The organism is Rhodanobacter sp. MP7CTX1 (genome assembly GCF_014205795.1).
Taxonomy (GTDB): domain Bacteria; phylum Pseudomonadota; class Gammaproteobacteria; order Xanthomonadales; family Rhodanobacteraceae; genus Rhodanobacter.
The window spans coordinates 111378-134666 of sequence record NZ_JACHCN010000003.1 but is presented as its reverse complement, the minus strand read 5'-3'; the positions used below and the strand labels follow the sequence as shown (position 1 = coordinate 134666).

Annotated in this window: 22 protein-coding genes; 16 read left to right on the top strand and 6 right to left on the bottom strand. The window is 62.0% G+C overall.

All coding sequences use genetic code 11. From position 1 onward, the window contains the following. Positions 1-29: 29 nt before the first annotated feature. The 5 genes from HDE77_RS05415 (at position 30) to HDE77_RS05395 (ending at position 3520) form a co-directional block, all read left to right on the top strand. Positions 30-797, top strand: coding sequence for a DoxX family membrane protein (locus HDE77_RS05415; RefSeq protein ID WP_184416146.1), 768 nt, complete (start codon positions 30-32; stop codon positions 795-797). A 71-nt stretch (positions 798-868) separates the two neighbouring features. Continuing rightward, complete coding sequence (locus tag HDE77_RS05410) at positions 869-1438, top strand: hypothetical protein (RefSeq protein ID WP_221444134.1); 570 nt, start codon at positions 869-871, stop codon at positions 1436-1438. A 152-nt stretch (positions 1439-1590) separates the two neighbouring features. Next, complete coding sequence (locus tag HDE77_RS05405; protein ID WP_184416145.1) at positions 1591-2163, top strand: cytochrome b; 573 nt, start codon at positions 1591-1593, stop codon at positions 2161-2163. Positions 2164-2211: 48 nt separating this feature from the next. Then, positions 2212-2766 carry a sigma-70 family RNA polymerase sigma factor gene (locus HDE77_RS05400; protein ID WP_184416144.1) on the top strand — a complete coding sequence of 185 codons (555 nt, stop codon included), beginning with the start codon at positions 2212-2214 and terminating at the stop codon, positions 2764-2766. Further along, on the top strand, positions 2756-3520 hold the full coding sequence (locus HDE77_RS05395) for a zf-HC2 domain-containing protein (RefSeq protein ID WP_184416143.1): 765 nt from the start codon (positions 2756-2758) through the stop codon (positions 3518-3520). Before HDE77_RS05400 ends, HDE77_RS05395 begins: the two co-directional genes overlap by 11 nt. 26 nt (positions 3521-3546) lie before the next feature. Here HDE77_RS05395 and HDE77_RS05390 read toward each other — a convergent pair whose 3' ends face one another. Then, positions 3547-5388, bottom strand: a complete 1842-nt coding sequence (locus HDE77_RS05390) for an ABC transporter ATP-binding protein (RefSeq protein ID WP_184416348.1) — start codon at positions 5386-5388, stop codon at positions 3547-3549. A gap of 249 nt (positions 5389-5637) precedes the next feature. Here HDE77_RS05390 and HDE77_RS05385 point away from each other — a divergent pair, with 249 nt between their 5' ends. From HDE77_RS05385 to HDE77_RS05375, 3 genes are all read left to right on the top strand, one after another. After that, entirely contained in the window at positions 5638-8046 is a 2409-nt protein-coding gene (locus HDE77_RS05385; RefSeq protein WP_184416142.1) for a DUF3772 domain-containing protein, read from the top strand. Positions 8047-8123: 77 nt separating this feature from the next. Further along, positions 8124-8939: a helix-turn-helix domain-containing protein gene (locus tag HDE77_RS05380; protein ID WP_184416141.1), complete on the top strand. Its 816-nt coding sequence runs from the start codon at positions 8124-8126 to the stop codon at positions 8937-8939. A gap of 90 nt (positions 8940-9029) precedes the next feature. Then, complete coding sequence (locus HDE77_RS05375) at positions 9030-9455, top strand: VOC family protein (protein ID WP_184416140.1); 426 nt, start codon at positions 9030-9032, stop codon at positions 9453-9455. Between the two features lie 92 nt (positions 9456-9547). Here HDE77_RS05375 and HDE77_RS05370 read toward each other — a convergent pair whose 3' ends face one another. The 3 genes from HDE77_RS05370 to HDE77_RS05360 all read right to left on the bottom strand — a co-directional run bounded on the left by HDE77_RS05370 (position 9548) and on the right by HDE77_RS05360 (position 13754). Then, entirely contained in the window at positions 9548-10054 is a 507-nt protein-coding gene (locus HDE77_RS05370) for a DUF3761 domain-containing protein (protein WP_184416139.1), read from the bottom strand. Positions 10055-10349: 295 nt separating this feature from the next. After that, entirely contained in the window at positions 10350-11999 is a 1650-nt protein-coding gene (locus HDE77_RS05365) for an alpha/beta hydrolase-fold protein (protein ID WP_184416138.1), read from the bottom strand. A 105-nt stretch (positions 12000-12104) separates the two neighbouring features. Beyond that, positions 12105-13754 carry a serine hydrolase gene (locus HDE77_RS05360; protein ID WP_184416137.1) on the bottom strand — a complete coding sequence of 550 codons (1650 nt, stop codon included), beginning with the start codon at positions 13752-13754 and terminating at the stop codon, positions 12105-12107. Between the two features lie 193 nt (positions 13755-13947). Here HDE77_RS05360 and HDE77_RS05355 point away from each other — a divergent pair, with 193 nt between their 5' ends. Continuing rightward, positions 13948-14799: a DUF72 domain-containing protein gene (locus HDE77_RS05355; RefSeq protein ID WP_184416347.1), complete on the top strand. Its 852-nt coding sequence runs from the start codon at positions 13948-13950 to the stop codon at positions 14797-14799. Between the two features lie 42 nt (positions 14800-14841). Here HDE77_RS05355 and HDE77_RS05350 read toward each other — a convergent pair whose 3' ends face one another. Then, positions 14842-15210 (bottom strand): VOC family protein, encoded by a 369-nt coding sequence (locus HDE77_RS05350; RefSeq protein WP_184416136.1) that lies wholly within the window; start codon positions 15208-15210, stop codon positions 14842-14844. Positions 15211-15338: 128 nt separating this feature from the next. On the opposite strand from HDE77_RS05350, the gene HDE77_RS05345 reads away from it, so the two are divergent. The 3 genes from HDE77_RS05345 to HDE77_RS05335 are packed head-to-tail and all read left to right on the top strand — an operon-like array spanning position 15339 to position 16457. Next, entirely contained in the window at positions 15339-15731 is a 393-nt protein-coding gene (locus HDE77_RS05345) for a ribonuclease domain-containing protein (RefSeq protein ID WP_184416135.1), read from the top strand. Then, on the top strand, positions 15728-16171 hold the full coding sequence (locus HDE77_RS05340) for a barstar family protein (protein WP_184416134.1): 444 nt from the start codon (positions 15728-15730) through the stop codon (positions 16169-16171). The genes HDE77_RS05345 and HDE77_RS05340 overlap by 4 nt, the downstream gene beginning before the upstream one ends. A 40-nt stretch (positions 16172-16211) precedes the next feature. Further along, entirely contained in the window at positions 16212-16457 is a 246-nt protein-coding gene (locus HDE77_RS05335) for an RNA-binding S4 domain-containing protein (RefSeq protein WP_184416133.1), read from the top strand. A gap of 29 nt (positions 16458-16486) precedes the next feature. On the opposite strand, the gene HDE77_RS05330 is transcribed toward HDE77_RS05335, so the two are convergent. Beyond that, positions 16487-17323 carry an arylamine N-acetyltransferase gene (locus HDE77_RS05330; protein WP_184416132.1) on the bottom strand — a complete coding sequence of 279 codons (837 nt, stop codon included), beginning with the start codon at positions 17321-17323 and terminating at the stop codon, positions 16487-16489. A 237-nt stretch (positions 17324-17560) separates the two neighbouring features. Between HDE77_RS05330 and msrA the strand changes: the two genes are divergently transcribed. From msrA to HDE77_RS05310, 4 genes are all read left to right on the top strand, one after another. Then, complete coding sequence (gene msrA, locus HDE77_RS05325) at positions 17561-18268, top strand: peptide-methionine (S)-S-oxide reductase MsrA (RefSeq protein WP_184416131.1); 708 nt, start codon at positions 17561-17563, stop codon at positions 18266-18268. Between the two features lie 348 nt (positions 18269-18616). After that, positions 18617-20494, top strand: coding sequence for an ABC transporter ATP-binding protein (locus HDE77_RS05320; protein WP_184416130.1), 1878 nt, complete (start codon positions 18617-18619; stop codon positions 20492-20494). Positions 20495-20570: 76 nt separating this feature from the next. Further along, complete coding sequence (parE, locus tag HDE77_RS05315) at positions 20571-22460, top strand: DNA topoisomerase IV subunit B (RefSeq protein ID WP_184416129.1); 1890 nt, start codon at positions 20571-20573, stop codon at positions 22458-22460. A gap of 200 nt (positions 22461-22660) precedes the next feature. Then, positions 22661-23227: a fasciclin domain-containing protein gene (locus HDE77_RS05310; RefSeq protein WP_221444146.1), complete on the top strand. Its 567-nt coding sequence runs from the start codon at positions 22661-22663 to the stop codon at positions 23225-23227. The last annotated feature ends 62 nt before the right edge of the window (positions 23228-23289 follow it).

Here is a 23289-nt window from a genome sequence, read left to right as displayed (position 1 = left end):
TCGCGCCCCCCATTGAAGGCGGAAAAGCCATGACCACTGACAAAGCGACGATGGCGTTTGGCTGGCGCATCTACGGCTTGGGCGTGATCGCGTTGGGCATGGTCAGCCTGGCGTGGAAAGACTTCGACCTGGGGCAGCCCGTATCCAGCAACTTTCCCGACCGCACCGCGCTGGCCTATGCCGCCGCGGCGTTCATGCTCATTGCGGGCGCGGCCGTCGAGTGGCGCCGGACCGCGGCTTGGGGCGCAGCGGCGCTCACCGCCTATTACGCGCTCATTGTCGTCATCCTGATGAATGGCCGCCTGGTGCTCGCCCATTACGCCGAGTTCGGCAGCTACAGCGGCGCCGCCGAGCAGCTGGCTATCGCGGCGGGCGGGCTGATCATCTACGCCGCCAACGCCAGGATCGATGCAGCCCTGGCAACGCGCCTCACGCGTCTGGGCCAACTGGTGTTCGGGGTTTGTGCGCTTTTATTCGGCGGAGCGCATTTTTTCTATATGAACTTGACCGCCCCGCTGGTTCCGCAATGGCTGCCGCCTTCACAAGTGTTCTGGGGTTATGCCACCGGGGTTGGCCACATCGCAGCGGGCCTTGCGATCCTGACAGGCGTGCAGGCCCGCCTCGGAGCAATCCTGCTCACCGTCATGTATGCGTCGTTCACCCCGCTGGTGCACCTGCCGATGCTCCTGACCCATCCCTCCAGCCATGTGAACTGGTCAGAGAATGCATTGAACCTCGCCCTGACCGGCGTCGCCTGGGTCGTGGCGGATTCGCTGGCGCGGCCAAAGCGCCAGTAGATCGACCATTCCAAAAGCATTGTCAGCGTCAACCACCGCAGAAGGATCGTTATATGAAACGTTTCCGCGTTGTGTTCACCATCGTCATGGCCGTCGCCATGCTGGGCTTGGGGTTTTCTGCATTCGCGTCGCAGGACACTCCCAAGTCCCCGCAGGGGATTGCCAATCTTTCAGGTCTGCACGATTTCGATTTCCTCGTGGGCAACTGGCAGGTCCATCATCGCAAGCTCAAGGGGCGGCTTACCCATAGCCATGCGTGGGATGAGTTCGAAGGTACCCTCAGCATGCGCAAGTTGATGGATGGCTACGCCAACGTTGACGACAACGTGTTCAACACCCCTGAAGGCGCCTATCGAGGCGTGGGCCTTCGCTCATACGACCCGAAAACCGCGCAATGGGCGATCTGGTGGCTGGATGGTCGCAGCCCCTTCGGCGATCTCGATCCGCCGGTCAAAGGTCACTTCGTGAACGGTGTCGGCACCTTCTATGCCGACGATACGCTGAAGGGGAAGCCGGTCCGCGTGCGCTTCGTCTGGTCAAACATCACATCGACAACAGCACGTTGGGAACAGGCCTATTCTGCCGATGGTGGAAAGACCTGGGAAATCAACTGGACCATGGATTTCAGACGGGCCCCCTAGTTCACGCGGCAGACCCGTTCCAGGCGACTCCTTTCGGTAGTGGTACGCAGGGAGTCGGATGTCGTCACCGCTGTTCGGGAATAAATCTCGACGCTGATTGATCTTGTCTGTCGTAGGCACCCTTCCCGTGCTGCACCCGACAGGTTTCCGCCATGGCCATCTCCATTCAAGCGTCTTACTCGATATCCCCCTCCTCACCGACGTCGTATACGAAAGTAGCCATTGCCATGCACTGGCTTATCGCGCTGCTGATTTTTCTCAATGTCAGCATCGGCATTTATATGGAGAGCTTTCCCAAGAGCGCTCCTGGGCACGATGCGGTGTTGTTCTATCACGCCTCCATCGGCAGCCTGATTTTCATGCTTGCCGTGTTTCGTCTGATCTGGAGATCCACGCACAAGCCACCCGCGCTGCCTGCCAACATGGCGTCGTGGCAGCAAACGGCGGCACATACGCTGCATTGGGTGTTGTACTCGTTGATGTTGCTCGTTCCGCTTACCGGCTATATGCATCGTATGGCGGGAGGACATCCGGTCAGCTTCTTCGGACTTGGCTACCTGCCGATTCTCATCGGCAAGAACGAGCCGCTGCGCCTGCTTACCGATAGCTTGCACGTATGTCTTGTATGGGTTCTTTGTATTCTCGTCATTGGCCATATCGGCGCTGCCCTGAAGCATCGGCTTATCGATCGCGACGGTGTTATCCAGCGCATGTTGCGCGTATAACCGACACACGGTTCAAAGGTAAGAGCCCGACATGAGAGTGCGCCGCACGTGAGCCCGGCAACTAACCAGGCCTTTGTCGACGATCTGGCCTTGCGTCATCTTGACGCTGCATACAACCTCGGCCGCTGGTTGCTCGGCAATGAGCAGGACGCGGCCGATGCCGTACATGATGCCTACCTGCGCGCCGCGCGAGCTTCCGACACCTACGCCGGTGGCAATGCGCGCGCATGGTGGCTTGCCATCGTGCGCAATTGTTGTCTTGCCCGACTTGCCATACGCAACAAGGAAAAGCGCAATGTCCCCATCGACAAGAACCCGGACGCTGCGGAACACTGGATGCCGCGTACCGACGCCGACGACGTTGAGGATCGTGTCGACAGCGCAAAACGCCAGCAGCTGATCACTCAGCACTTGCAAAACCTGCCAGAGAATTTCCGCGAAGTGCTGATCCTGCGGGAGATTGAAGAGTTGTCCTATCGGGAGATCGCCGACGTGCTGCAGACCCCCATCGGTACCGTGATGTCGCGCCTGGCTCGCGGACGCGCACTGCTGCAAAAGGCATTGGCCGAGAACGTCAACATGCAGGCTCCGTATGGACTGTAAGACCGCTCAGGCCCTGATGCCGCTCTATTTCGACGGCGAGCTCGACCGTGCCACCAGTCGCGAGTTCGAAGCGCATCTCGATGAATGCGGCGATTGCCGCGCCGCCCTGATCGAGCTGGACGCACTGCGCCGGACACTGCGCGAGGATGCGCCGCGTTACAAAGCGCCAGACACTTTACGTTCACGCATCCAAAAACATGCCTCGCTCCCGGCTACATCCGTACCCATGCGACGAACACCGTCCCGCTGGCTCACGCTGGCCGCTTCGTGGGTACTCGCCTTCGTTGCGGGCGGCGCCGTCATGACCACATGGCACCACGCATCGAATACCTCCTTTGCGGAGTCTCAGGTCACGCGTGACCTGTTTGCCAGTCACTGGCGTGCACTTGCCGCGACATCACCGATCGACGTGGTCTCCACCGACCAGCACACGGTGAAGCCATGGTTCGCCGGCAAAATCGCCATCGCACCCGTCGTGCAGGATTTTTCCGACCAGGGCTATGCGCTCATCGGTGGTCGCATCGACTATGTTGGTAGCGAACGGGTGCCGGTACTCGTCTATCGCCACGGCAAGCATCTGATCGACGTATTCGTATTGACTCAGAGCATCGCACCGACTCTCGACAAGCCGATCCAATCGCAAGGCTATGTGCTGGAAATGGTGAGCCTCGGTGGGCAGCCAGCTGCAATCGTGTCAGACATGGGAATGGCGGAGCTTGAGCGATTCGGGGACTTGCTGGCTACCTCAAGATGATGCACCCCTCACCACTGGCGGATCCTTTACGCCAGCGCATCCTCCGCCGCCACAAAGCCGCCGGTCTGCCGCCGCCATAGCCTCGCGTAAAGGCCGCCATGTGCAATGAGCTCGGCATGCGTGCCGCTCTCGACGATGTGGCCCTTGTCGAGTACCACCAGTCTGTCCATCCGCGCGATGGTGGACAGGCGGTGCGCAATCGCGATCACCGTCTTGCCCTGCATCAGGATGTCGAGGCTGTCCTGGATGGCTGCCTCGGCTTCGGAGTCGAGCGCCGAAGTCGCTTCGTCCAGCACCAGGATCGGTGCGTCCTTCAGCAGCACGCGCGCAATCGCGATGCGCTGGCGCTGGCCACCGCTGAGTTTCACGCCACGCTCGCCGACCAGCGCGTCATAGCCTCGACGACCTTCGCCATCACTCAGCTGAGGAATGAACTCGTCGGCGCGCGCCTTGCGAACAGCCTGCAAAATTTGCGCCTCGCTGGCATCCGGACGGCCATACAGCAGGTTGTCGCGAATCGAGCGATGCAGAAGTGAGGTGTCCTGCGTCACGACACCAATTTGCGAGCGCAGGCTTTCCTGTGCCACCTGGGCGATGTCGTGGCCGTCGATCAGGATGCGGCCGCCTTCGAGGTCGTACAGTCGCAACAGCACGTTGACCAGTGTCGACTTGCCGGCACCGGATGGACCAACCACGCCGATCTTTTCGCCTGCGCGAACGGCCAGATCAAGCCCGGCGATCACGCCACCCTGCTTGCCGTAGTGGAAGTGGATGTGCTCGAAACGCACGGCGCCGTTGGTCACTTCCAGCGGCATCGCGCCCTCGTGGTCCTGCACGGTGCGCGGTTGCGAGACCGTCGTGATGCCGTCCTGCACGGTGCCGACATTTTCGAAGATGCCGTTGACCACCCACATGATCCACCCGGACATGTTGTTGATGCGGATCACCAGCCCGGTCGACAGCGCGATCGCGCCCACTGTCACTTTGCCCTGGCTCCACAGCCAGATCGCCAGAGCGGAAGTGCCTACGATAAGAAACCCATTGAGCGTGGTGACGCTGAGATCCATGGCCGTGGTCAGCCGGGTCATCTGGCGCATGCGCTGGATCTGCTCGTTCATGGCATCCGCCACGTAAGCTTCTTCGCGACGCGTGTGTGCGAACAGCTTGAGCGTGAGGATGTTGCTGTAGCCATCGACAATGCGGCCCATCAGCTTGGATCGCGCCTCCGACTGCCGCCACGAACGTTCCTTGATGCGCGGCACGAAATACCTCAGGGTGCCCACATAAGCGAACAGCCATAGCACCAGCGGCGCAGCCAGCCAGAAATCCGCCTTGGCGAACAACACAATCGCGCTACCGGTATAGATCGTCACGTACCAGAGCGCATCGATGATCTGCACAGCCGACTCGCGCAGCGCACCGGAGGTCTGCATGATGCGGTTCGCGATGCGACCGGCATAGTCGTTCTGGAAGAAGCTCAAACTTTGACGCATCACATAGCGATGGTTCTGCCAACGGATGCGGTTGGTCAGGTTCGGCGTGATCGCCTGGTTCACCAGCAGATCATGCAGACCGATCAGCACTGGCCGCGCCACCAGCGCAACAAGGCCCATCCACAGCAATTCACGACCATGCTGCTGAAAGAAGCTCGTCGCCGGCACGCCCTTGGTCATGTCGACGATGCTGCCGATGAAGCCGAACAGCGAGACCTCGACGATGGCCACGCCAAAACCCACCACGATCGCGGCCGCAAACACCGGCCACACCTGGCGCAGGTAGAACACATAGAAGTGCCATACCGACTGCGGCGGCATGCCATCCGCCGGCTCTTTGAATGCGTCGATAAGGGATTCGAACCAGCGGAAGATCATGCAGCATTCCGATCGTATCCAGACGGGCATTGTGCTTGAAGCGCGCCGACCAGGATGTGAATACAGCAGCACGAGGCAAGCCAGTCCGCCTGTCGTATCGGCCCAGGCAGTTGCTAACTCACGTCCCTCATCAGCAGGGCGCGCCTTCCTTGAAGCAGGCCTCCAGCCTGAACGGCGCGTCAAAGCCGGAGCGATCCACACGTCATTTCGATTGACCCACCGCGGCGAGGCCGGGATCATCGCCCGATGCCTATCCTGCTCCGCTATCTCCTCATCCTGTTGCTGACCGTGTCCAGCGGCAGTGTCCTGGCGCAAGACAACGCAGATGCCACCGCGGCGGCCGCGACTGCGGCGCTGACTCCTGCGCAAAAGCTGACCCAACTAAGGACGCAGCTGGATGACATCAAGGCCGCGGTGGATACCAAAAAGACCGATGTACCGGCCGACCTGCGCAATAGCGCGCTCGCCGTGCAGCAACAGGCCGACCAGCTGGCCTCCACGCTGTCACCCCAAGCGGCCAGCCTGCAAGCGCGACTGGATGTGCTCGGCCCTGCCCCGGTTAAAGGTGCGCCACCTGAGCCGCCGGAGCTGAGCGCGCAGCGCAAGCAGCTGGGGAAGGACCTGAGCGACCTCGGCGGCCAGGTCAAGCAGGCCAACTCGCTGAGCACCGAAGCAGCCCAGCTTGCCGCCCACGTCGCCGACCTGCGCCGCGACCAGTTGCAGACCCAGCTCGCTTCGCGCAACGCGACGCCCTTCAGCGGCGCATTCTGGACGGATGCGGCCAAGGCGTTTCCCGACGACATGGCGCACGCAGGGCTATTGGGCAAGGATGCGCTGGACGCCGTACGGCAGGCCTGGCAGCCACCCAATCGCACACCGCTTGTGCTGTGTCTGATCATTGCTGTCCTGCTAGTCAGCGTGGGGCGCTGGCTGATCGAACGCACGCTCGTCTGGGTAAGTACCGCTCACATGCCCGAGGGTCCGCTGCGGCGAAGTGCGCTGGCGGTGGCGGTGACGCTGGCGTACACGCTGGCAGTTGGATTGGCCGCACATTTCGTCTACCTGGCGCTGAACTGGAACGACCTGCTGAGCCAGGACCTGGACGAACTGGCGCAAAAGCTCGTCCGGGTGGTGACCTTTACTGCCTTCATGGCGGGGCTCGGACGGGCGATGCTGTCCACCAAACGCCCATCATGGCGACTGCCGGCCCTGTCCGACGATGCAGCGCAGCGGCTACACCCATTCCCATGGCTGTTCGGCGGAGCCGTCCTGCTGGAGAATCTGGTCGAAAGCGTCAATAACGCGATTGGCGCCAGCGTGGCGATCACGGTGGCGACGCGTGCGTTTCTCGCCGTGCTGATCGGCCTGCTGGTGGGCAGCGCACTGATGCGCCTGGGTCAGTCGCGACGCGACGCGCTGGCCGCCGGGGAAACACCTGCACAGCGCCCGGTGTGGGTGGGCTTGGTGATCGGCGCGGCGTTTGTCGGCGTCGCAGTCGTCCTGCTCAGCGTTGCGACGGGCTACATCGCGTTTGCCTTCTTCGTCGCGCGACAGATGCTTTGGGTCGGCGTGATCCTGACGGCGCTCTACTTGTTGATGTATCTGGTCGACGACATCTTCAACGCGGTGTTTTCACCCAAGGGCCGCACCGGCATGCGGATGCAGGCCAGTTTCGGGCTGAAGCCCCTGGCACTGGAACAAACCGGCACCCTGTTGTCCGGCATCACCCGCACCATGTTGCTGATCCTGGCGGTGGCGATCGTGCTGGCACCGTTTGGTGCCGGGCCGCAGGAACTGGGCGGACGCGTGGGCGGCCTGCTGTCGGGCGGATCGCTGGGCAAGCTCAATATCGTGCCCAACGATATCTTCGATGCCGTGCTGGTGTTCGCGCTCGGTCTGATCATATTGCGCGTGATCAAGCGCTGGTTGAGTGAGCAGCTATTGCCGAAAACCACGCTTGATCTCGGCATGCAGAACTCGGTGATCACCCTGCTCGGCTATGTGGGCGGCGTGCTGGTATTCGTGCTGTCGCTGGCCGCGCTGAAAGTGGATCTGCAGGGCATCACCTGGATGGCCAGCGCGCTCTCGGTCGGCATTGGTTTTGGCCTGCAGGCGATCGTGCAGAACTTCATTTCCGGCCTGATCCTGCTGGCCGAGCGGCCGGTGAAGGTGGGCGACTGGGTCAGCATCGGTGGTGTCGAGGGAGACATCCGCAAGATCAACGTGCGCGCCACGGAAATCCAGATGGGCGACCGCTCCACCATGATCGTGCCGAACTCGCAGTTCATCACCCAGAATGTCCGCAACGTGACCCTGGACAATGCCAAGGGGCGCGTAAGCATCAAGCTGTCGATGCCCGTGGATACCGACGCGAGCAAGGCACGCGAACTGCTCCTGGAAGTACTGAGCGCCCACCAGGGAACCTTGAGCATGCCGGCACCGAGCGTGCAGCTGGAAAATCTCGACGCCGGATCGATGACGTTCAGCTGCATCGCCTACGTCGTCAGCCCGCGTGACGTCAGCAACGTCAAAAGCGATGTGCTGTTCGAGATGCTCGACCGCCTGCGCGCTGCGAAGATGCCGATGACGAGCCCGCAAAGCATGATTGTGCGCAACCTGCCGGCGGTTTCCGAAAACAGTGACGACCGAGATTGAGTTCGCCTGTGCTGGGTATGCTTGCGACAACGTGACAGAGTAGTTCTACACTCAGGCCGATCGTCAGGAGCCTGCCGATGGGATTTCACTGCAGCATTCCCGCACCACCGCTTGATGCGCTGATCGAGAAGATCTGGGACTGGGACATGCCGGCACCCGCGCATCACTATGAACGCGTGCTGCCGCTGCCTGGCGCAGCCCTGATCATCAACCTGCACGAAGACGAAACTCGCGTGTATGCCGATGACGCCACGCGCCGCTGCACGCGTTCAGCGGCGGCGGTGCTCGGCGGCCCGATGTTGCGTAGCCAGATCATCGACACCGCCGAACAGATACGCGTGATGGGCGTGGTGTTTCGCCCCGGTGGCGTACACGCTTTCACGGCCGAAGACCTGGCCGGTATGGCTGGACGTGACGTCGATCTGCACGACCTGTTTGGCGTGACTGCAGACCGGTTGCGCCAGCGCCTGCTCGAAACCCAGGAACCCGCGCGACGGCTGGAGTTATTGGAAGGCTGGTTGCGTCGGCGATTGCGCATCCCGGCAATCAACCCGGCGATCAGTCATGCGATCGAGGCCTTGAATCGGGTGCCACAGGTAACCTGCATTCCGTTGATAGCTCGTGCCATCGGCATGTCCGATCGTCGTTTCACCATGCAGTTCAGTCATCAGGTCGGGATGAAACCGAAGCACTATGCGCGGTTGATGCGCTTTCGCGTGGTCATCAGTCACGCGCACTATCAGCCTGCAGTGAACTGGAGCGCCGTGGCTGCGGACTGCGGGTACGCAGACCAGGCCCACCTGAGCCACGAATTCCGCAGCTTCGCCGGGGTGACCCCGTCAGCCTTCATGGCCAGCCGCGGCCCGCATATCAATCATCTGCCGCTTGATTGAGCCCACGTAACCACAGACGCGAAAATCTACAAGACGCAGGCATCCCACGACGCTAGCCTGACCCTCTGTCCTCCGCTTGGAGTCCTCATCATGTCCTCAGCACAACGCGGTAGCACGATCATCCCTTGCCTGCGCTATCACGACGCCCAAGCCGCCATCGAATGGTTGTGCAAGGCCTTCGGCTTTACGAAGCACGTCGTGTATGAAAACGAACATGGCGGTGTGGACCATGCCCAGTTGATCTTCGGCGACGGCATGATCATGCTCGGTGAAGTACGCGACACGGAAGTCGGCCGCCACATCGTTCAACCCGACCAGGTCGGCGACCGCGAAACACAGTGTCCGTACGTGGTTGTCATCAATTGCAAATCACACTATCAGCAAGCCAAAGACGCCGGCGCAGTCATCGTCGACGAATACGCCGAGAAGGACTACGGCGGTGCCGGCTACAGCTGCCGCGATCCGCAGGGCCACCTGTGGCATTTCGGCAGCTACGACCCGTGGCAACCCGAATAGGTTGCAGCGAAAGGCCGGCGCTGGGCCGGCCTTTCGTACTGCGACAAGCGTTCTACTGCAGGCGTTGTTTTAGCGACAACGCGGCACAGCGGTCAGGACGAGCAGCTCTTGCCGCCCTCGGGGCGGTTGCCCTTGGCCTTCGCATCGGCTTCGCTCATGTACGCGCCTTGCTTGGTCTTGCCGTACCACTTGTCGCTCGGGCAGTGATAGACCTTGCTGCTGGAGTTGACCCAGACCATGCCCGGGCCACCGCCCGGCGCGGCTGCACCGGTGGGTGCTGACGACGCCTTGCTGGAGCTCTTCATCGACGTTGCCGGCGTAGCTGCTGCTGGTGCGGCCGCTGCCGCCGCAGGTGCCGCCGCCGCTGCCGCCGCTGCTGGAGCGGCCTTGGTGGCCGACATACTGGTACTGGACGCCGAGTACCATTCCTTCACACCTTTGTGGCCGTTGCAGGCGCCCTTCTTGGTGGCATTAGTGGAATACGTGCCGTCCTTGCACTGACCGGTGGAACCGGCCGGCGCAGCGGACTGCTGTGCGTAAACGGTGGAACCGGCCAGCAAACAGGCCAACGCTACTGCGATCAAAGCTGACGATTTCATCTTAGATTCCCTCCAACGTGAATTCGCATGACGATTCAGGAAGCGTCATTCGCCTCTCAACGAGCTACGGCTTCCACCCCGGCCCCACACCATCGATACAACCATCAACCCCTCATCGAACCCTTTGTATATCGGCACAAAGCGACAGTCTGTGAAGATACTCCAATCACCCCTGACTGCCGCCTGCGCGGCAACTATGCCGCAAAATCATGACGATGAAATGCGACCGGTGCATGGCATTCATGCGGCAGACGGGGATCTGGGCTGAACCGGCGAAGTCTTCATCTATCCGTGTTCACGGTGCCACCGCCGGGGCTGGCTTGAGGGCCGAAGTCGGTCGTGCGATCGCGTACATTTCCCAGCTGATCTGCTTGAGGAGAGCCTGCCGATCACTGCCCTCCACATACAGGTCGAAATGGGTGCGGTTCGGCAGGAAGTGGAAGGCTGACTTCGCATGCAGACCATCCAGCACCGCCTGTAGTTTGTGAGCCGCGCCGTCCAGGTAGAACGTATCAGCGGTGCCGACGTACAGGTGGATCTTGCCGTCCAGGTCGGCCTTCAGCTGTGGCCACTGCTGCTGCAACCGATAGGCAATGTCGTAGTGGTCGCGCCAGTAGGTAACCACGGCAGGGTCGATGACTCCGGTATCCCGATTGAACATCGGCATCGGCTGGCCATCTTTGCCGCGCGGCGAGAACACCCAGTCGAACGAGGCGAGCTGGCCGCCGTAAGCACCGAGTACCCGTTCAAGCTTGGAGAACTGCTCGAAGGTGCCGAGCACCTTTTCGTGATCGCGCACCAGCGGGTACGCCGAACCATCCGGTTTGCGGTAGATATTGGCGTTCGCCGCGTACAGATCCACCCCGGTGAAATCGTGGAAGTCGCTGGGATCGGGCGAGGTGGACCAGGTGCCACCGAACACTTTCGGATAGCGCGTCTGCAGCCACAACGTGGCCCAGCCGCCGGAGGAGTGACCGTTGAGGAAACGCCCTTTCGCACGGCCGTCCATCCGGTAGTGCGATTCCAGCTCGGGGATCAGCTCGGTGGTCAGCGCCTGGCCCCAGGGCCCGTTGTTGACCGAGTCGGCAAACTCATGCGTGCCGGTCGCACTCGACTCGTCCAGGAATACCCAGATCATCGGCGGCATTTCACGCTTGGCCGTTGCCGCGTAGACATTGATCAACGTTCCCGTCACACGATCGTTGTTGCCGCCGAAACCCTGCGTGTAATACACCGTGGGATAGCGCGTGGCGGCCTTGGGGTCGTAGCCCGGCGGCGTCAGTACCCAGCCACGCATGGTGATCGGGCGCCCCCAGAAGGCGCTCAGCGAAGGGCTGACAAATTCGATCAGCGTTGCGTGCTGGTGCGCGGCAGGAGCCGCCTCGCGGGCGGCCGCCGACGCCGACGCGGGTAGCACCCAGGGATCGCGCGCCGGCAGCGCCTTGGCCAGGGTCAGCGTCGGCATGCTGTTGGTCGGCAAGTGAACCTTCACCACGTCGCTGACCAGATCACCCGCACCGCGGCCGGTGTAGTTGTAGCTGTGATCCACGTCGAGCACGGCCTGCACCAGGTAATCCCCCGGTGGCAGTTGCGAGTAGCCACCCGGAAACGCCAGCTGGTCAGTATCGATCTCGACGCCCTGCCCCGGCTCCCACCGGCTCACCTCGCGCGCGGCCACGGTGGTCTGCGTGGCACGAAACGGATTGGCGTCGACTTCCTCGACCGCGCTGGTCTTGCCTGCGGATTCCTCTTTGGCCTGCGCCTCGGCGGTTTTCGCGTCGATCGCGAACAGCAGCAGTCGACCTGATGTGGGTTGCGCCGAAGCGGCTCCCAACTGCACATGGAAAAACTGGTGGGCTGCGGCGCTATCGGCACGCGCCTGGGCAACGTTGAACAGCAATCCCAGACACAGCGAAACAGCAACAGCGTGACGACGGTAACGCATGGTGGACCTCCCCCGAGAGACATTGGAGCCGATAATCATTGATGGCGCCGCTCCTTGCACCGTCAGCCGCCCGACCGGAAGCTCTTCCGGCGAGCTGGCACTAGATCAATCTTTCTGTAGTTCGGACTTGTCGCCAGCCAGTGGCGCCAGGCGCAGATCCTGAAAATCGAAACTGAAATCGGTGAGCGGCGATACCGGCTGCATGCGCACCTCGCGGATGACGCCATCGGGATCGAGCACGAAGTTGACGAATGCATCGGCATTCAACGCACGGTCGTCCCAGTGTACGATGAAGCTGTCGTGCTGCCATGGCGTCATGCTGCCGATCAGCTGTGCGGTCTTGGAGAAGCGCAGGCGCAGCTTGCCGTTCTCGTGGCTGACGATGACATCGCCATACCAGGGATCGCGGTAGGTGCCGGCGTACTTCGCCAGCGGCAGCGAGGGCTTGCTGTTCGCGTCACGTGCCGCCGTATGCTTGGCGAAGCTGTCGTCGGCGTTGGTTTTGGCCTTCTTTACGGCCTTGTCATACACGGCAACCCAATCGGTCTTGTGCGCAGGATTCAGGTACGCATCGAGCACGCGATAGGTCACGGCGTTGAACGCGGCACCGGACTCCTGGTTGGTCAGCACCACCACGCCCAGGTGCAGCTCCGGCACCAGGGTTACCCGCGAAACCATGCCCGGCCAGCCACCGGTATGCCAGACCAGCCGCTGACCACGATAGTCGGACAGGAACCAGCCTTCCCCGTAACCGTAGAAATGAGGTTCCAGCGGCGCCAGTTCCGAAATGGGCGGTTTGGCGATGGCAATCGGGGTCAGCATCGACCACATCTGCTGCTGACTGTCTTCAGAGAACAGCCGCGCCGGCTTGCCATCCGTGCCGTTGGTTGGCAGCACGCCGCCGGCCAGCTGCACGTTCATCCACTTCGACAGATCGTGCACGCTGGCGTAGATACCGCCGGCTCCCGGATCGTTGAGCCAGGCCATCGGTGGTACCGGTTTGAGATCCTTGAAATTGAATTCGGCGTGCCCCATCGCCACGTCCATGCCCGGCTTCAGCCCAGTCTTGTCGATCAGCGACTCGTCCATGCCGACCGGCTTGAAAATATGCTCGCGCACATAGTCGGCGTAGCTTTGTCCGGAGGCCTGCTCGATCACCAGTGTGGCCACCGCGAACAAGATGTTGTCGTAGGCGTAGTTGCTGCGGAAGCTGTTCTTGATCGGCACGTTGCGCAGCCGTTCGACCACGTCCCTGGTGCTGTACGAAGTCGGCGGCCAGTACAACAGGTCGCCGGCGCCGAGACTCAGGCCACTGCGATGCGCCAGCAGATCGCGGATACGCATCTCGTTGGTGACGTACGGATCGGACATGCGAAACCACGGCAAGTGATCGATCACCCTATCGTCCATCTTCAGCTTGCCCTGCTCGGCCAGCTGCTGCAGCGCCGCGGCGGTGAACGCCTTGGTATTCGAAGCAATCGCGAACAGCGTGTGCGCATCGACCTGATCCGGCTTGCCGATTTCGCGCAGGCCGAATCCCTGCTCCATCACCACCTTGCCGTCCTTCACGATCGCCACCGCGATGCCCGGCACATCGAACGTCTTGCGTGCGCTGTCGACATAGCTACCGAAGTCCTGCAACTGCGCTGGCAGCGTCGAAGGGTCGGTGACTGGCGCCTGTGCCCATGCGCTGGAAGCCACGACAAGCAACGCACAACAACCCGCCAGACGCGGGGACAAGAATCGCTGGGACATCTGGAGCTCCGTGGATGAAAATCGCGTAACCGCTCCGCGGAGACTATCGCGGCTTGCGGGCGCCAGACCAGCGCCACAGGTCACGGGCCGCCCACGGATTGCCCGCCCGGGCCGCCTCACATTCAACCCAGATCACTGCAACTACACGGCGCACAGCTAACATGAGACAACATTTATGCGATACACCATGCCCATGAATCCTGCCGCTACCGACTTGTTTTCCATCCCGGCCCAAGCCGATGAAAGCACACAGATTCGCGTCGGCATCGGCGGCTGGAACTACGCCCCCTGGCGCAGAAACTTCTATCCGGTGGGCCTGGTCCAGCGACGCGAGCTGGAATATGCCAGTCGCGAGCTGCGCACCATCGAAATCAACGGCACGTACTACGGCGCCCAGAAAGCAGCGACCTATGCGCGCTGGGCAGCCGAGACTCCGCCCGGCTTCATCTTTTCGCTGAAGGCGCCGCGCTATGTCACCGAGAGCAAACGTCTGGCCGACACCGAAAAAGGCGTCAGCGGATTCGTGCATGGCGGTCTGGCCGAAATGGGCGATCGGCTGGGACCGATCCTGTGGCAATTGCCGCCATCACGGCCGTTCGATGCAGACGATCTGGCGGCGTTTCTTGAACACCTGCCGCGAGAACTGAATGGGCATCGCTTGCGGCATGTACTGGAGGTTCGCCATCCCAGTTTCATGTGCGAGGACTATGTGAAGCTCGCGCGCCGCCATGCCGTGCCGACCGTATTCACCGATTCGCCCGACTACCCATCGCTGGCCGATCTCACCGGTGATTTCACCTATGCACGGCTCATGCGCAGTGCGGATGACATACCGACCGGCTATGCACCGGCCGAATTGAATCGCTGGGCCAAACATGCTGAAAGCTGGGCCGCCGGGAATGACCCTGGTGAACTGCCGCACGCTGCCGCGCTACAGCCAGAGAGTCAGCCACGCGACGTCTTCGTGTTCTTCATCAGCAGCGCCAAGCATCGCAATCCAGCCGCGGCGATCGCGCTGCAGTCACGTATCGACGGCACCCGCTGATCCTGCGCACAGACATCGTGCAGTTATCGGGAGCCAAACGTCTCAGCCGGTGCAGAACACGTTGAACTTGTGACCTTCGAGATCGCGGAAATAACCCGCATAAAACCCGCCGCCCCGGTCACCCGGCGCGCCCTCGTCCGTGCCGCCCAGCAAGAGCGCCTTCGCGTGCAGGCGATCGACCTTGTCACGCCCATCCACCACCAGCGCCACCATGTCGCCATTGCCGATCGTGGCCGGCAAGCCATCGAATGGCTTGACCAGGGCAAGGCTGGGCAGTTGCATCGAGACGCCCCAAAAAATGTAGCGTTCGGTTTCCATCAGTCGCTTGGCCCCAATGCCCTCCAGCAAGGCATCGTAAAACGTCGCCGCGCGCGGCATGTCGTTGGTGCCCAGGGTCACGTAGCCGATCATGGCAAGCTCCTGCGATGGGTGGATGGGGTCTGCCCAGCTTCCCGCAATCAAACCAGCATGTCACGCAGCATCAATCGACACCTGCGGCCGTACTAAACTCACCGCTCATTCTCCCGCCGGCACTCCGCATGCGCTCGCTCAAGCCGTTGATCCTCCTTGCCGCGCTGGTGTGTGCTGTAGTCCTCTGGCAACGGCAGGCGCCGACGGCCAGCCAAGCTCCCCAAACGGCGGCAGCCACCCGCTCGCTGCCCGCATTCCTACCGCCGCAAGCCCACACGACACTGGACTTGATCGCTCGTGGTGGCCCGTTTCCGCATAACCAGGACGGCGTAGTGTTTGGCAACTACGAACATCGGCTACCCGTGCAGCCGCGTAGCTACTATCACGAGTACACGGTGGAGACGCCGGGCGCCGACAACCGCGGCACACGGCGCATCATCACCGGTGGCACGCCGCCGGAAATCTATTACTACACCGATGATCACTACCGCAGTTTTCGCAGCTTCAAGGTAACCCAGTGAGCGCACACCGCTTCGATCCGGATCTGACCCGGCCAACACAGAGCGGCGTGTATTTCGTCGCTGCCGCCGATCTTGATCGCCTGGCCGCGTCCGCCCGACGCGACGAACTGCGCGTGTGCCGCACGGACCTGAGTGGATGCCAAGACAAGGACGAGCTGCTGCAACGGCTAGCCGTGTCGTTTGAGCTGCCCGCCTCGTTTGGCCACAACTGGGATGCCTTGGCCGACTGCCTTCGCGATCTCCGCTGGATGCCTGCATGGGGTTACGTGATGCTGTTCGAGCACGTCGACGAACTGCGCCGCGCCGCCGAGGCGGACTTCGACATTCTGATTGGCATACTCGACGACGCGGCAACGTTCGGCTGCGACCATGAAGTCCCCTGGTTCGCATTTCTTGCGCTGCCCGATGTCACGCTCGAAAACAGCGACGCCTCCACCTGAAACCGTGTCACCCTGTGCAACCCCAAAATCCCGGACTGCCATGCAAACCATCGAATTTGAACTGGAAGGCGACTACGTCGAACTCAACATGCTGATCAAGCTCACCGGCTTGTGCGACAGCGGCGGCGCTGGCAAGGCCATCGTCGCCACTGGAGCAGTGGCTGTCGACGGCGTCATCGAGTTGCGCAAGACATGCAAGATCCACGCTGGCCAGGTAGTCACCCTCGATGACGTGGAAATCCATGTCCTGGCCGACTCCGGTTCAGCCGATTCCGATTCCGATTGAGGCAGTTGCGCTCGTCAGGCCGCCTCTCGTCAAAGCGTTGCATCGGCTTCTACAGCCGGCAGGCTGTCTAGTCGCCGGTCAAGTTCCGGATGCGGCGGCAGCCGGATCAGGAAATCGTTTTCCAGCACCTCGCGAATCTCGGTCGCGCTACGCAGCATGCGCCGCGTGGTTTCGCCGTTGGCTGTGTGCAACGCAAATTCACGATTGCGCAGTGCCAGCCGGCGACCCGGCTCCGCACGGGCTGCCGTCAGGCCAGTGACGAAGTGTGAATCGGGATGGGTCGAGAGAAAATAGTTGCTTGCCAGGTAATCGATCGGATACTGCTGCTGCAGATCGAAACGGTATAGCGTCTTCCATCCCGCCGGCAGCCGAGCTTGCATATACCAGTCACCGTCACATTCGAGCAGGCGGAATGGCTCATGCGGTGTGACCTGTTCCAACCGCTGCTCAAGTTGCAGTACACCGGTCAAGGTCATGCCGCCAAACCCGACATCGACCAACCAGCTGCGATCTTCCAGCTCCACCCGCAGCAACATGTGGCTGCGCGCGGTGATCGCATCCGCCGGTTGGTTCCATAGCACCCGGGCCGCCAGATTCGTCACCTCGAAGCCGATCGCGCGCAACGCCTCGCCCAGCAGCAGATTCTGCTCGAAGCAATAGCCACCACGCCCATCCTGAACGAGTTTGCGTTCCACGGCAGCAAGCTCCAGATCCACTGGAAGGCCGAGAAAGGGATTCAGGTTCTCGAATGGAATAGTCGCCGCGTGGGCGGCGACCAGCGCCCGCAAGGTCTGCAGATCGGGCGACTCGGCGGATAGCAAGCCGATGCGCCGGAGATATCCGCCAAGATCGATCGAATCGCGCATGCTGGAGACCCCTGGAAACCCGCGCCGATGATAATACCCGGCCTGTTTTTCCATCGACGACTCCCGCAGGTAACCGACACGGCCCGTCCAGCGAAACATCAGTATCCGGCGCATACCCCCGCCCAGGACGCAAGCTCATCCGGATCTCACCGCTCTTGCATCCACGGTGGGCGCTCCAACGTAGTTATACGGGCCTGATGTCGATCTGAAGCAACACTATTGCTAGCGAGGCAACCCATGATTCGTCGCACTGCTTTTCATGCCATTTCCCTGGCTTCCCTGCTGATGCTGGCCGGGCTGACCGCGTGTCAACCGGTCTCTGCCGCCAGCAATGCGGCGCTTCCCGCGCCGACCGTGGACGCGTCGAAGACTGCCCAGGGCGAGCAAGTCGCCGTGCTGGCAGGAGGTTGTTTCTGGGGCGTCGCCTCGGTGTTCGAGCACGTCAAGGGCGTGAAGAACGTGGTCGCCGGCTACTCCGGCGGCGGCGCCAGCACAGCTCACTACGACCAGGTCAGTGACGGCGACACCGGCCATGCGGAGTCGGTTAAGGTGCAGTTCGATCCCGCGCAGATCAGCTACGGCCAGTTGCTGCAGGTATTTTTCTCCGTCGCGCTCGACCCGACCGAACTCAACCGGCAAGGTCCGGACAGCGGCACGCAATATCGCTCGGTGATCTTCTACGGCAGCGACGAACAGAAAAAGATCGCGACCGCCTACATCGCGCAACTGACGGCGGCCAAGTCTTTCTCCGCGCCGATCGTGACCCAGCTGGTGCCGCTGCAGGCGTTCTATCCGGCCGAGGCTTACCACCAGCACTACGCGAGCCTGCATCCGGACGACCTCTACATCCTCTACAACGATGCGCCCAAGGTCACCCACCTAAAGCAGCAGTTTCCTGCGCTGTACCAGGACGAGCAGCACGTCGTCGACGTGCAACTGCACTAGTCGGGCGGAGAGTTTCGGCAGAGTGCTCGCGGGAAATTGCTGTTGCTCTTGTGGGAGCGACTTCAGTCGCGATGCTCTAGCCCTGTTGTTTTCGTCCTGCTTCAAAGCTCAAGAGCCAAGCAGCAAAGCAGCAAGGCAGCAAAGCAGCAAAGCAGCAAAGCCAGAGCATCGCGACTGAAGTCGCTCCCACAAGAGCAGAAAAATCCAACGCGGCAGTGTCCCGCGAGCACCCGCCCCTCACCCCACCCCTCTCCCCAAAAGGGAGAGGGAGCAGAGCGTCGCCTCACCAGGCAACCCACGTAACGGCTTGCGCGGCGCGCCATAGGCCCCATCTCGGGACTTCCGCGCATGCCGCGTCTCCACGCCGATACCTTCCAAGTGTCACCCAATCCCAGCCCATCACCCACCGAATCCACCGACCTCACACGCAGCTTTCTCGGTGTGTTCCGGTACAGCGGGCGGGCGCTGGAGTTGGTCTGGAGCACCAGTCGGCGGCTGACGGTCGCGCTGGCGCTGTTGACCCTCGTTGCGGGTCTGTTGCCGGCCGGGGTGGCGTACATCGGTGCGCATATCGTCGATGCGGTGGTGACGGCGAGTCGCCTGTGGGCAGCCAGCGGGCATGCCCCGCTGGCGCCAGTGTTCAAGTGGGTGGCGCTGGAAGGCATCCTGCTGGCGGCGCTGGCCGGCGCGCAGCGTGGGCTGTCGTTGTGCCAGTCGCTGCTGCGTGCGCAGCTGGGTCAACGCGTCAACGTGATGATCCTGGAGAAGGCGTTGACGCTGGAGCTGGCGCACTTCGAGGACTCGGAGTTCTACGACAAGCTCACCCGCGCCCGGCGCGAGGCGTCGACCCGGCCGTTGTCACTGGTCACACGCACGTTCGGCTTGGGCCAGAACGCGATTTCGCTGATCAGCTACGGCACGTTGCTGTTTCATTTTTCGCCTTGGGCCGTGGCCGTGTTGTTGCTGGCCGGGTTGCCGTCGTTCCTGTCCGAAACGAAGTTTTCCGGCGACGCGTTCCGGCTGTTCCGCTGGCGTTCGCCGGAAACACGCATGCAGCTGTACCTGGAAACCGTGCTGGCGCGGGAAGACCATGCCAAAGAGGTCAAGCTGTTCGGGCTCGGACCGCTGCTGCTGGATCGCTACCGCGATATTTTCGACAAGCTCTACAGCGAAGACCGCGACCTGACAGTCCGTCGCGAAAGCTGGGGCTTCGGGCTCGGCCTGCTGGGCACAATCACGCTTTACGCCGCCTATGCGTGGATCGCCATGACCACGGTGATCGGCCGCATCACGCTCGGTCAGATGACCATGTACCTGGCGCTGTTCCGGCAAGGTCAATCGGCGGTATCGGCAATGCTGTCGGCGATCGGCGGCATGTACGAGGACAACCTCTATCTGTCGACCCTGTACGAATATCTGGAAACGCCGGTGCCACCGTCGCCAGGCACTTCCCAGCGCGGCGCGAAGCCCAACGACGGCATTCGTTTCGAGCAGGTCAGCTTCACCTATCCCGGTGCCAGCGAACCGGCGCTGCACGACATCAACCTGCACATCCGCCCCGGCGAATCGCTGGCATTGGTCGGCCAGAATGGCTCAGGCAAAACCACGCTGATCAAGCTGCTGACGCGCCTGTACTCGCCGGACTCCGGCCGCATCCTGCTCGATGGCACCGACTTGCGCGACTGGGACGAAAGCACCCTGCTGCAACGCATCGGCGTGATCTTCCAGGATTTTGCGCGTTACCAGATGCGTGTCGGCGAAAACGTGGGCGCCGGCGATGTGCGCCATTTCGAGGATGAGGCGCGCTGGCGCGAAGCGAGCGACAAGGGCATGGCCAGCGATTTCATCGAAGGCCTGCCGTCCGGCTTCAACACGCAGCTCGGCAAGTGGTTCCGCGAAGGACGCGAGTTGTCTGGCGGGCAATGGCAGAAGATCGCGCTGGCGCGTGCCTTCATGCGTTCGCAGGCAGATATCCTGGTGCTGGATGAGCCTACGGCGGCGATGGATGCCGAAGCGGAGGCAAATATCTTCGAGCATTTTCGCGATCTGGCCGGCAACCGCATCGCGATCCTCATTTCGCACCGGTTTTCCACCGTGCGCATGGCTGACCAGATCATCGTCATCCAGGACGGGCGCATCGTAGAGCGCGGCAGCCACGAGCAGCTGATGACCCTCGATGGCCACTATGCGCACCTGTTCTCACTGCAAGCGCAGGGTTATCGCTAGGCCAGCCGGGGTTCGCTTGACCATCGCCGCCCGCGCGCCCCATGCTTCGCTGTCTTGACCCACCCGAAACACACGCATGAGCAGTCGCTACAACGCCGCCGACATTGAAGTCCTCTCTGGCCTGGACCCGGTCAAACGCCGCCCCGGCATGTATACCGACACCTCCCGCCCGAATCATCTGGTGCAGGAAGTGGTCGACAACTCGGTGGATGAGGCGCTGGCCGGCCACGCCAAGTCCATCGACGTGGTTTTGCACGCCGACGGTTCGGTGGAAGTTACCGACGACGGTCGCGGCATGCCGGTGGACATTCACCCGGAGGAAGGCGTTTCCGGCGTCGAGCTGATCATGACGCGGCTGCATGCCGGCGGAAAATTCAGCGGCAAGAACTACAACTTCTCCGGCGGCCTGCATGGTGTCGGCGTCTCGGTGGTCAATGCCTTGTCCGACCGGGTTGAAGTGACCATTCGTCGCGACGGCTCCGAATACCGCATGGCGTTCGAACACGGCGACAAGGTCAGCCCGCTGGAGATCATCGGTACGGCACCGAAAAGGCGCACTGGCACCACTCTGCGTTTCTGGCCGGAAGCGAAGTATTTCGATTCGCCGAAAATCTCGCTGTCCAAGCTCAAGCACCTGCTGCGCGCCAAAGCGGTGCTATGCGCTAGCCTGAGCGTAAAGCTCACCGACGCTGCCACCGGCGAAGTCAGCGAGTGGTACTACGAGGATGGCCTGCGCGATTACCTGCGCGACGAACTCGACGGCGCCGAAGCCTTGCCGAACGAATTGTTCGTGCATCACATGGCGCGCGATGTCGAAGGTATGGAAGTGGCGCTGGCGTGGTTGCCGGAAGGCGAGCTGGTGCAGGAAAGCTACGTCAACCTGATCCCCACCGCGCAGGGCGGCACCCACGTCAATGGCCTGCGCACCGGCCTGACCACAGCGGTGCGCGAGTTCTGCGACATTCGCAACCTGCTGCCGCGCGGCGTGAAGCTCGCACCGGAAGATGTGTGGGAGCGGCTCTCGTTCGTGCTGTCGACCCGGCTGCAGGATCCGCAGTTCGCTGGGCAGACCAAGGAGCGACTGTCGTCGCGACAGACCGCCGGCATGGTCGAGAACGTCATCCACGATGCCTTCAGCTTGTGGCTCAACCAGCATGTGGAACTGGGCGAGCGCATTGCCCAGCTCGCGATCGAGCGCGCCAGTGCACGTCTGAAAGCCGCCAAGCAGGTCATCCGCAAAAAGATCACCCAGGGCCCCGCACTGCCCGGCAAGCTGGCCGACTGCACCGCCACCGACCTCTCCCGCACCGAACTATTCCTGGTCGAGGGCGACTCCGCCGGCGGCAGCGCAAAACAGGCCCGCGACAAGGAGTTCCAGGCGATCCTGCCGTTGCGCGGCAAGATCCTGAATACCTGGGAAGTCGAATCCGGCTCGGTGCTGGCGTCCGAAGAAGTGCACAACCTCGCCATCGCGATCGGTTGTGATCCAGGCAAGGACGATCTGTCCGGCCTGCGCTATGGCAAGGTGATCATTCTCGCCGATGCCGATTCGGACGGCCTGCACATCGCCACGTTGTTGGCAGCTTTGTTCCTGCGCCATTTTCCGACGCTGGTGAGCGAAGGCCACGTGTTCGTGGCGATGCCGCCGCTATTTCGCGTCGACGTCGGCAAGCAGGTGTTCTATTGCCTGGACGAAAGCGAGAAGGAAGCCATGCTGCAGCGGATCGAACGCGAGAAGATGAAGGGCGCTGTCAGCACCACCCGCTTCAAAGGCCTGGGCGAGATGAACCCGCCGCAGCTGCGCGAATCGACCATTCATCCGGATACCCGCCGACTGGTGCAGCTGACGATCGGCGACGACGACGGCACCGCCAAGCTGATGGACATGCTGCTGGCCAAAAAGCGCGCCGGCGATCGCAAGGCCTGGCTGGAAGAGAAAGGCGACCTGGCGACGCTGGAGGTCTGATCCGCCGCTGCTTGTCGCTCCTGCGAACATTGCTCGTCATTCCTGCCTTCGCAGGAATGACGGCCGGGTACCTGTTCGAGTTGTCCCCGCAGCACCTTTTCGCACTCTGCATCCGATCTCGTGTTTGCGCCGTATCTTCACACGCTTCCAATCCGCGAAGCGGAAAGACTCTGGAGAACCCGATGAAAATCAATCAGCACATGCGAACCCTCGCGATGGGCCTGTCACTGGCATTGGCCACAGTAGCCGTCGTGCCGACGGTCATGGCCGATTCGATGAGCATGGACAAAACCGTGATGGTCGGCGGCGCAGCGATGTACCCGTCGAAGAACATCATCCAGAACGCGGTCAACTCGAAAGATCACACCACCCTCGTTGCCGCGGTTAAGGCTGCTGGCCTGGTCGACACGCTGTCCGGCCCCGGCCCGTTCACTGTGTTCGCACCGACCAACGAGGCCTTTGCCGCGCTGCCGGCCGGCACCGTCGATAACCTGTTGAAGCCCGAGAACAAGGCCGCACTGACCAAGATTCTCACCTACCACGTCGTGCCGGGTCGCATGACTTCCGATGATCTGGCCAAGGCCGTCGCGGCCGGCGGCGGCACCGCATCGCTGAAGACCGTCGAAGGCGATTCGATCACCGTCACCAAGGACGCCAACCGTTGGGCAGTCACCGATGACAAGGGCAACGTCGCCCACATCACGATCGCCAACGTCATGCAGTCCAATGGTGTGATCTTCGTCATCGACAAGGTCCTGATGCCGTAACGGCGCGTCAACACCTGAACTACCCGCCGCCCCGGTTCCCTCGCCGGGGCGGCTTTTTTTGT

Excerpts from the sequence above, each read along its gene's own strand:
- HDE77_RS05310 (WP_221444146.1), top strand. The coding sequence starts at position 22,661 with ATGCGAACCCTCGCGATGGGCCTGTCACTGGCATTGGCCACAGTAGCC.
- HDE77_RS05375 (WP_184416140.1), top strand. The coding sequence starts at position 9,030 with ATGTCCTCAGCACAACGCGGTAGCACGATCATCCCTTGCCTGCGCTAT.
- HDE77_RS05415 (WP_184416146.1), top strand. The coding sequence starts at position 30 with ATGACCACTGACAAAGCGACGATGGCGTTTGGCTGGCGCATCTACGGC.
- HDE77_RS05385 (WP_184416142.1), top strand. The coding sequence starts at position 5,638 with ATGCCTATCCTGCTCCGCTATCTCCTCATCCTGTTGCTGACCGTGTCC.
- HDE77_RS05365 (WP_184416138.1), bottom strand. The coding sequence starts at position 11,999 with ATGCGTTACCGTCGTCACGCTGTTGCTGTTTCGCTGTGTCTGGGATTG.
- HDE77_RS05330 (WP_184416132.1), bottom strand. The coding sequence starts at position 17,323 with ATGCGCGATTCGATCGATCTTGGCGGATATCTCCGGCGCATCGGCTTG.
- HDE77_RS05345 (WP_184416135.1), top strand. The coding sequence starts at position 15,339 with ATGCGCTCGCTCAAGCCGTTGATCCTCCTTGCCGCGCTGGTGTGTGCT.
- HDE77_RS05370 (WP_184416139.1), bottom strand. The coding sequence starts at position 10,054 with ATGAAATCGTCAGCTTTGATCGCAGTAGCGTTGGCCTGTTTGCTGGCC.
- HDE77_RS05350 (WP_184416136.1), bottom strand. The coding sequence starts at position 15,210 with ATGATCGGCTACGTGACCCTGGGCACCAACGACATGCCGCGCGCGGCG.
- HDE77_RS05320 (WP_184416130.1), top strand. The coding sequence starts at position 18,617 with ATGCCGCGTCTCCACGCCGATACCTTCCAAGTGTCACCCAATCCCAGC.
- HDE77_RS05335 (WP_184416133.1), top strand. The coding sequence starts at position 16,212 with ATGCAAACCATCGAATTTGAACTGGAAGGCGACTACGTCGAACTCAAC.
- HDE77_RS05355 (WP_184416347.1), top strand. The coding sequence starts at position 13,948 with ATGAATCCTGCCGCTACCGACTTGTTTTCCATCCCGGCCCAAGCCGAT.
- HDE77_RS05360 (WP_184416137.1), bottom strand. The coding sequence starts at position 13,754 with ATGTCCCAGCGATTCTTGTCCCCGCGTCTGGCGGGTTGTTGTGCGTTG.
- HDE77_RS05395 (WP_184416143.1), top strand. The coding sequence starts at position 2,756 with ATGGACTGTAAGACCGCTCAGGCCCTGATGCCGCTCTATTTCGACGGC.
- parE (WP_184416129.1), top strand. The coding sequence starts at position 20,571 with ATGAGCAGTCGCTACAACGCCGCCGACATTGAAGTCCTCTCTGGCCTG.
- HDE77_RS05380 (WP_184416141.1), top strand. The coding sequence starts at position 8,124 with ATGGGATTTCACTGCAGCATTCCCGCACCACCGCTTGATGCGCTGATC.
- msrA (WP_184416131.1), top strand. The coding sequence starts at position 17,561 with ATGATTCGTCGCACTGCTTTTCATGCCATTTCCCTGGCTTCCCTGCTG.
- HDE77_RS05405 (WP_184416145.1), top strand. The coding sequence starts at position 1,591 with ATGGCCATCTCCATTCAAGCGTCTTACTCGATATCCCCCTCCTCACCG.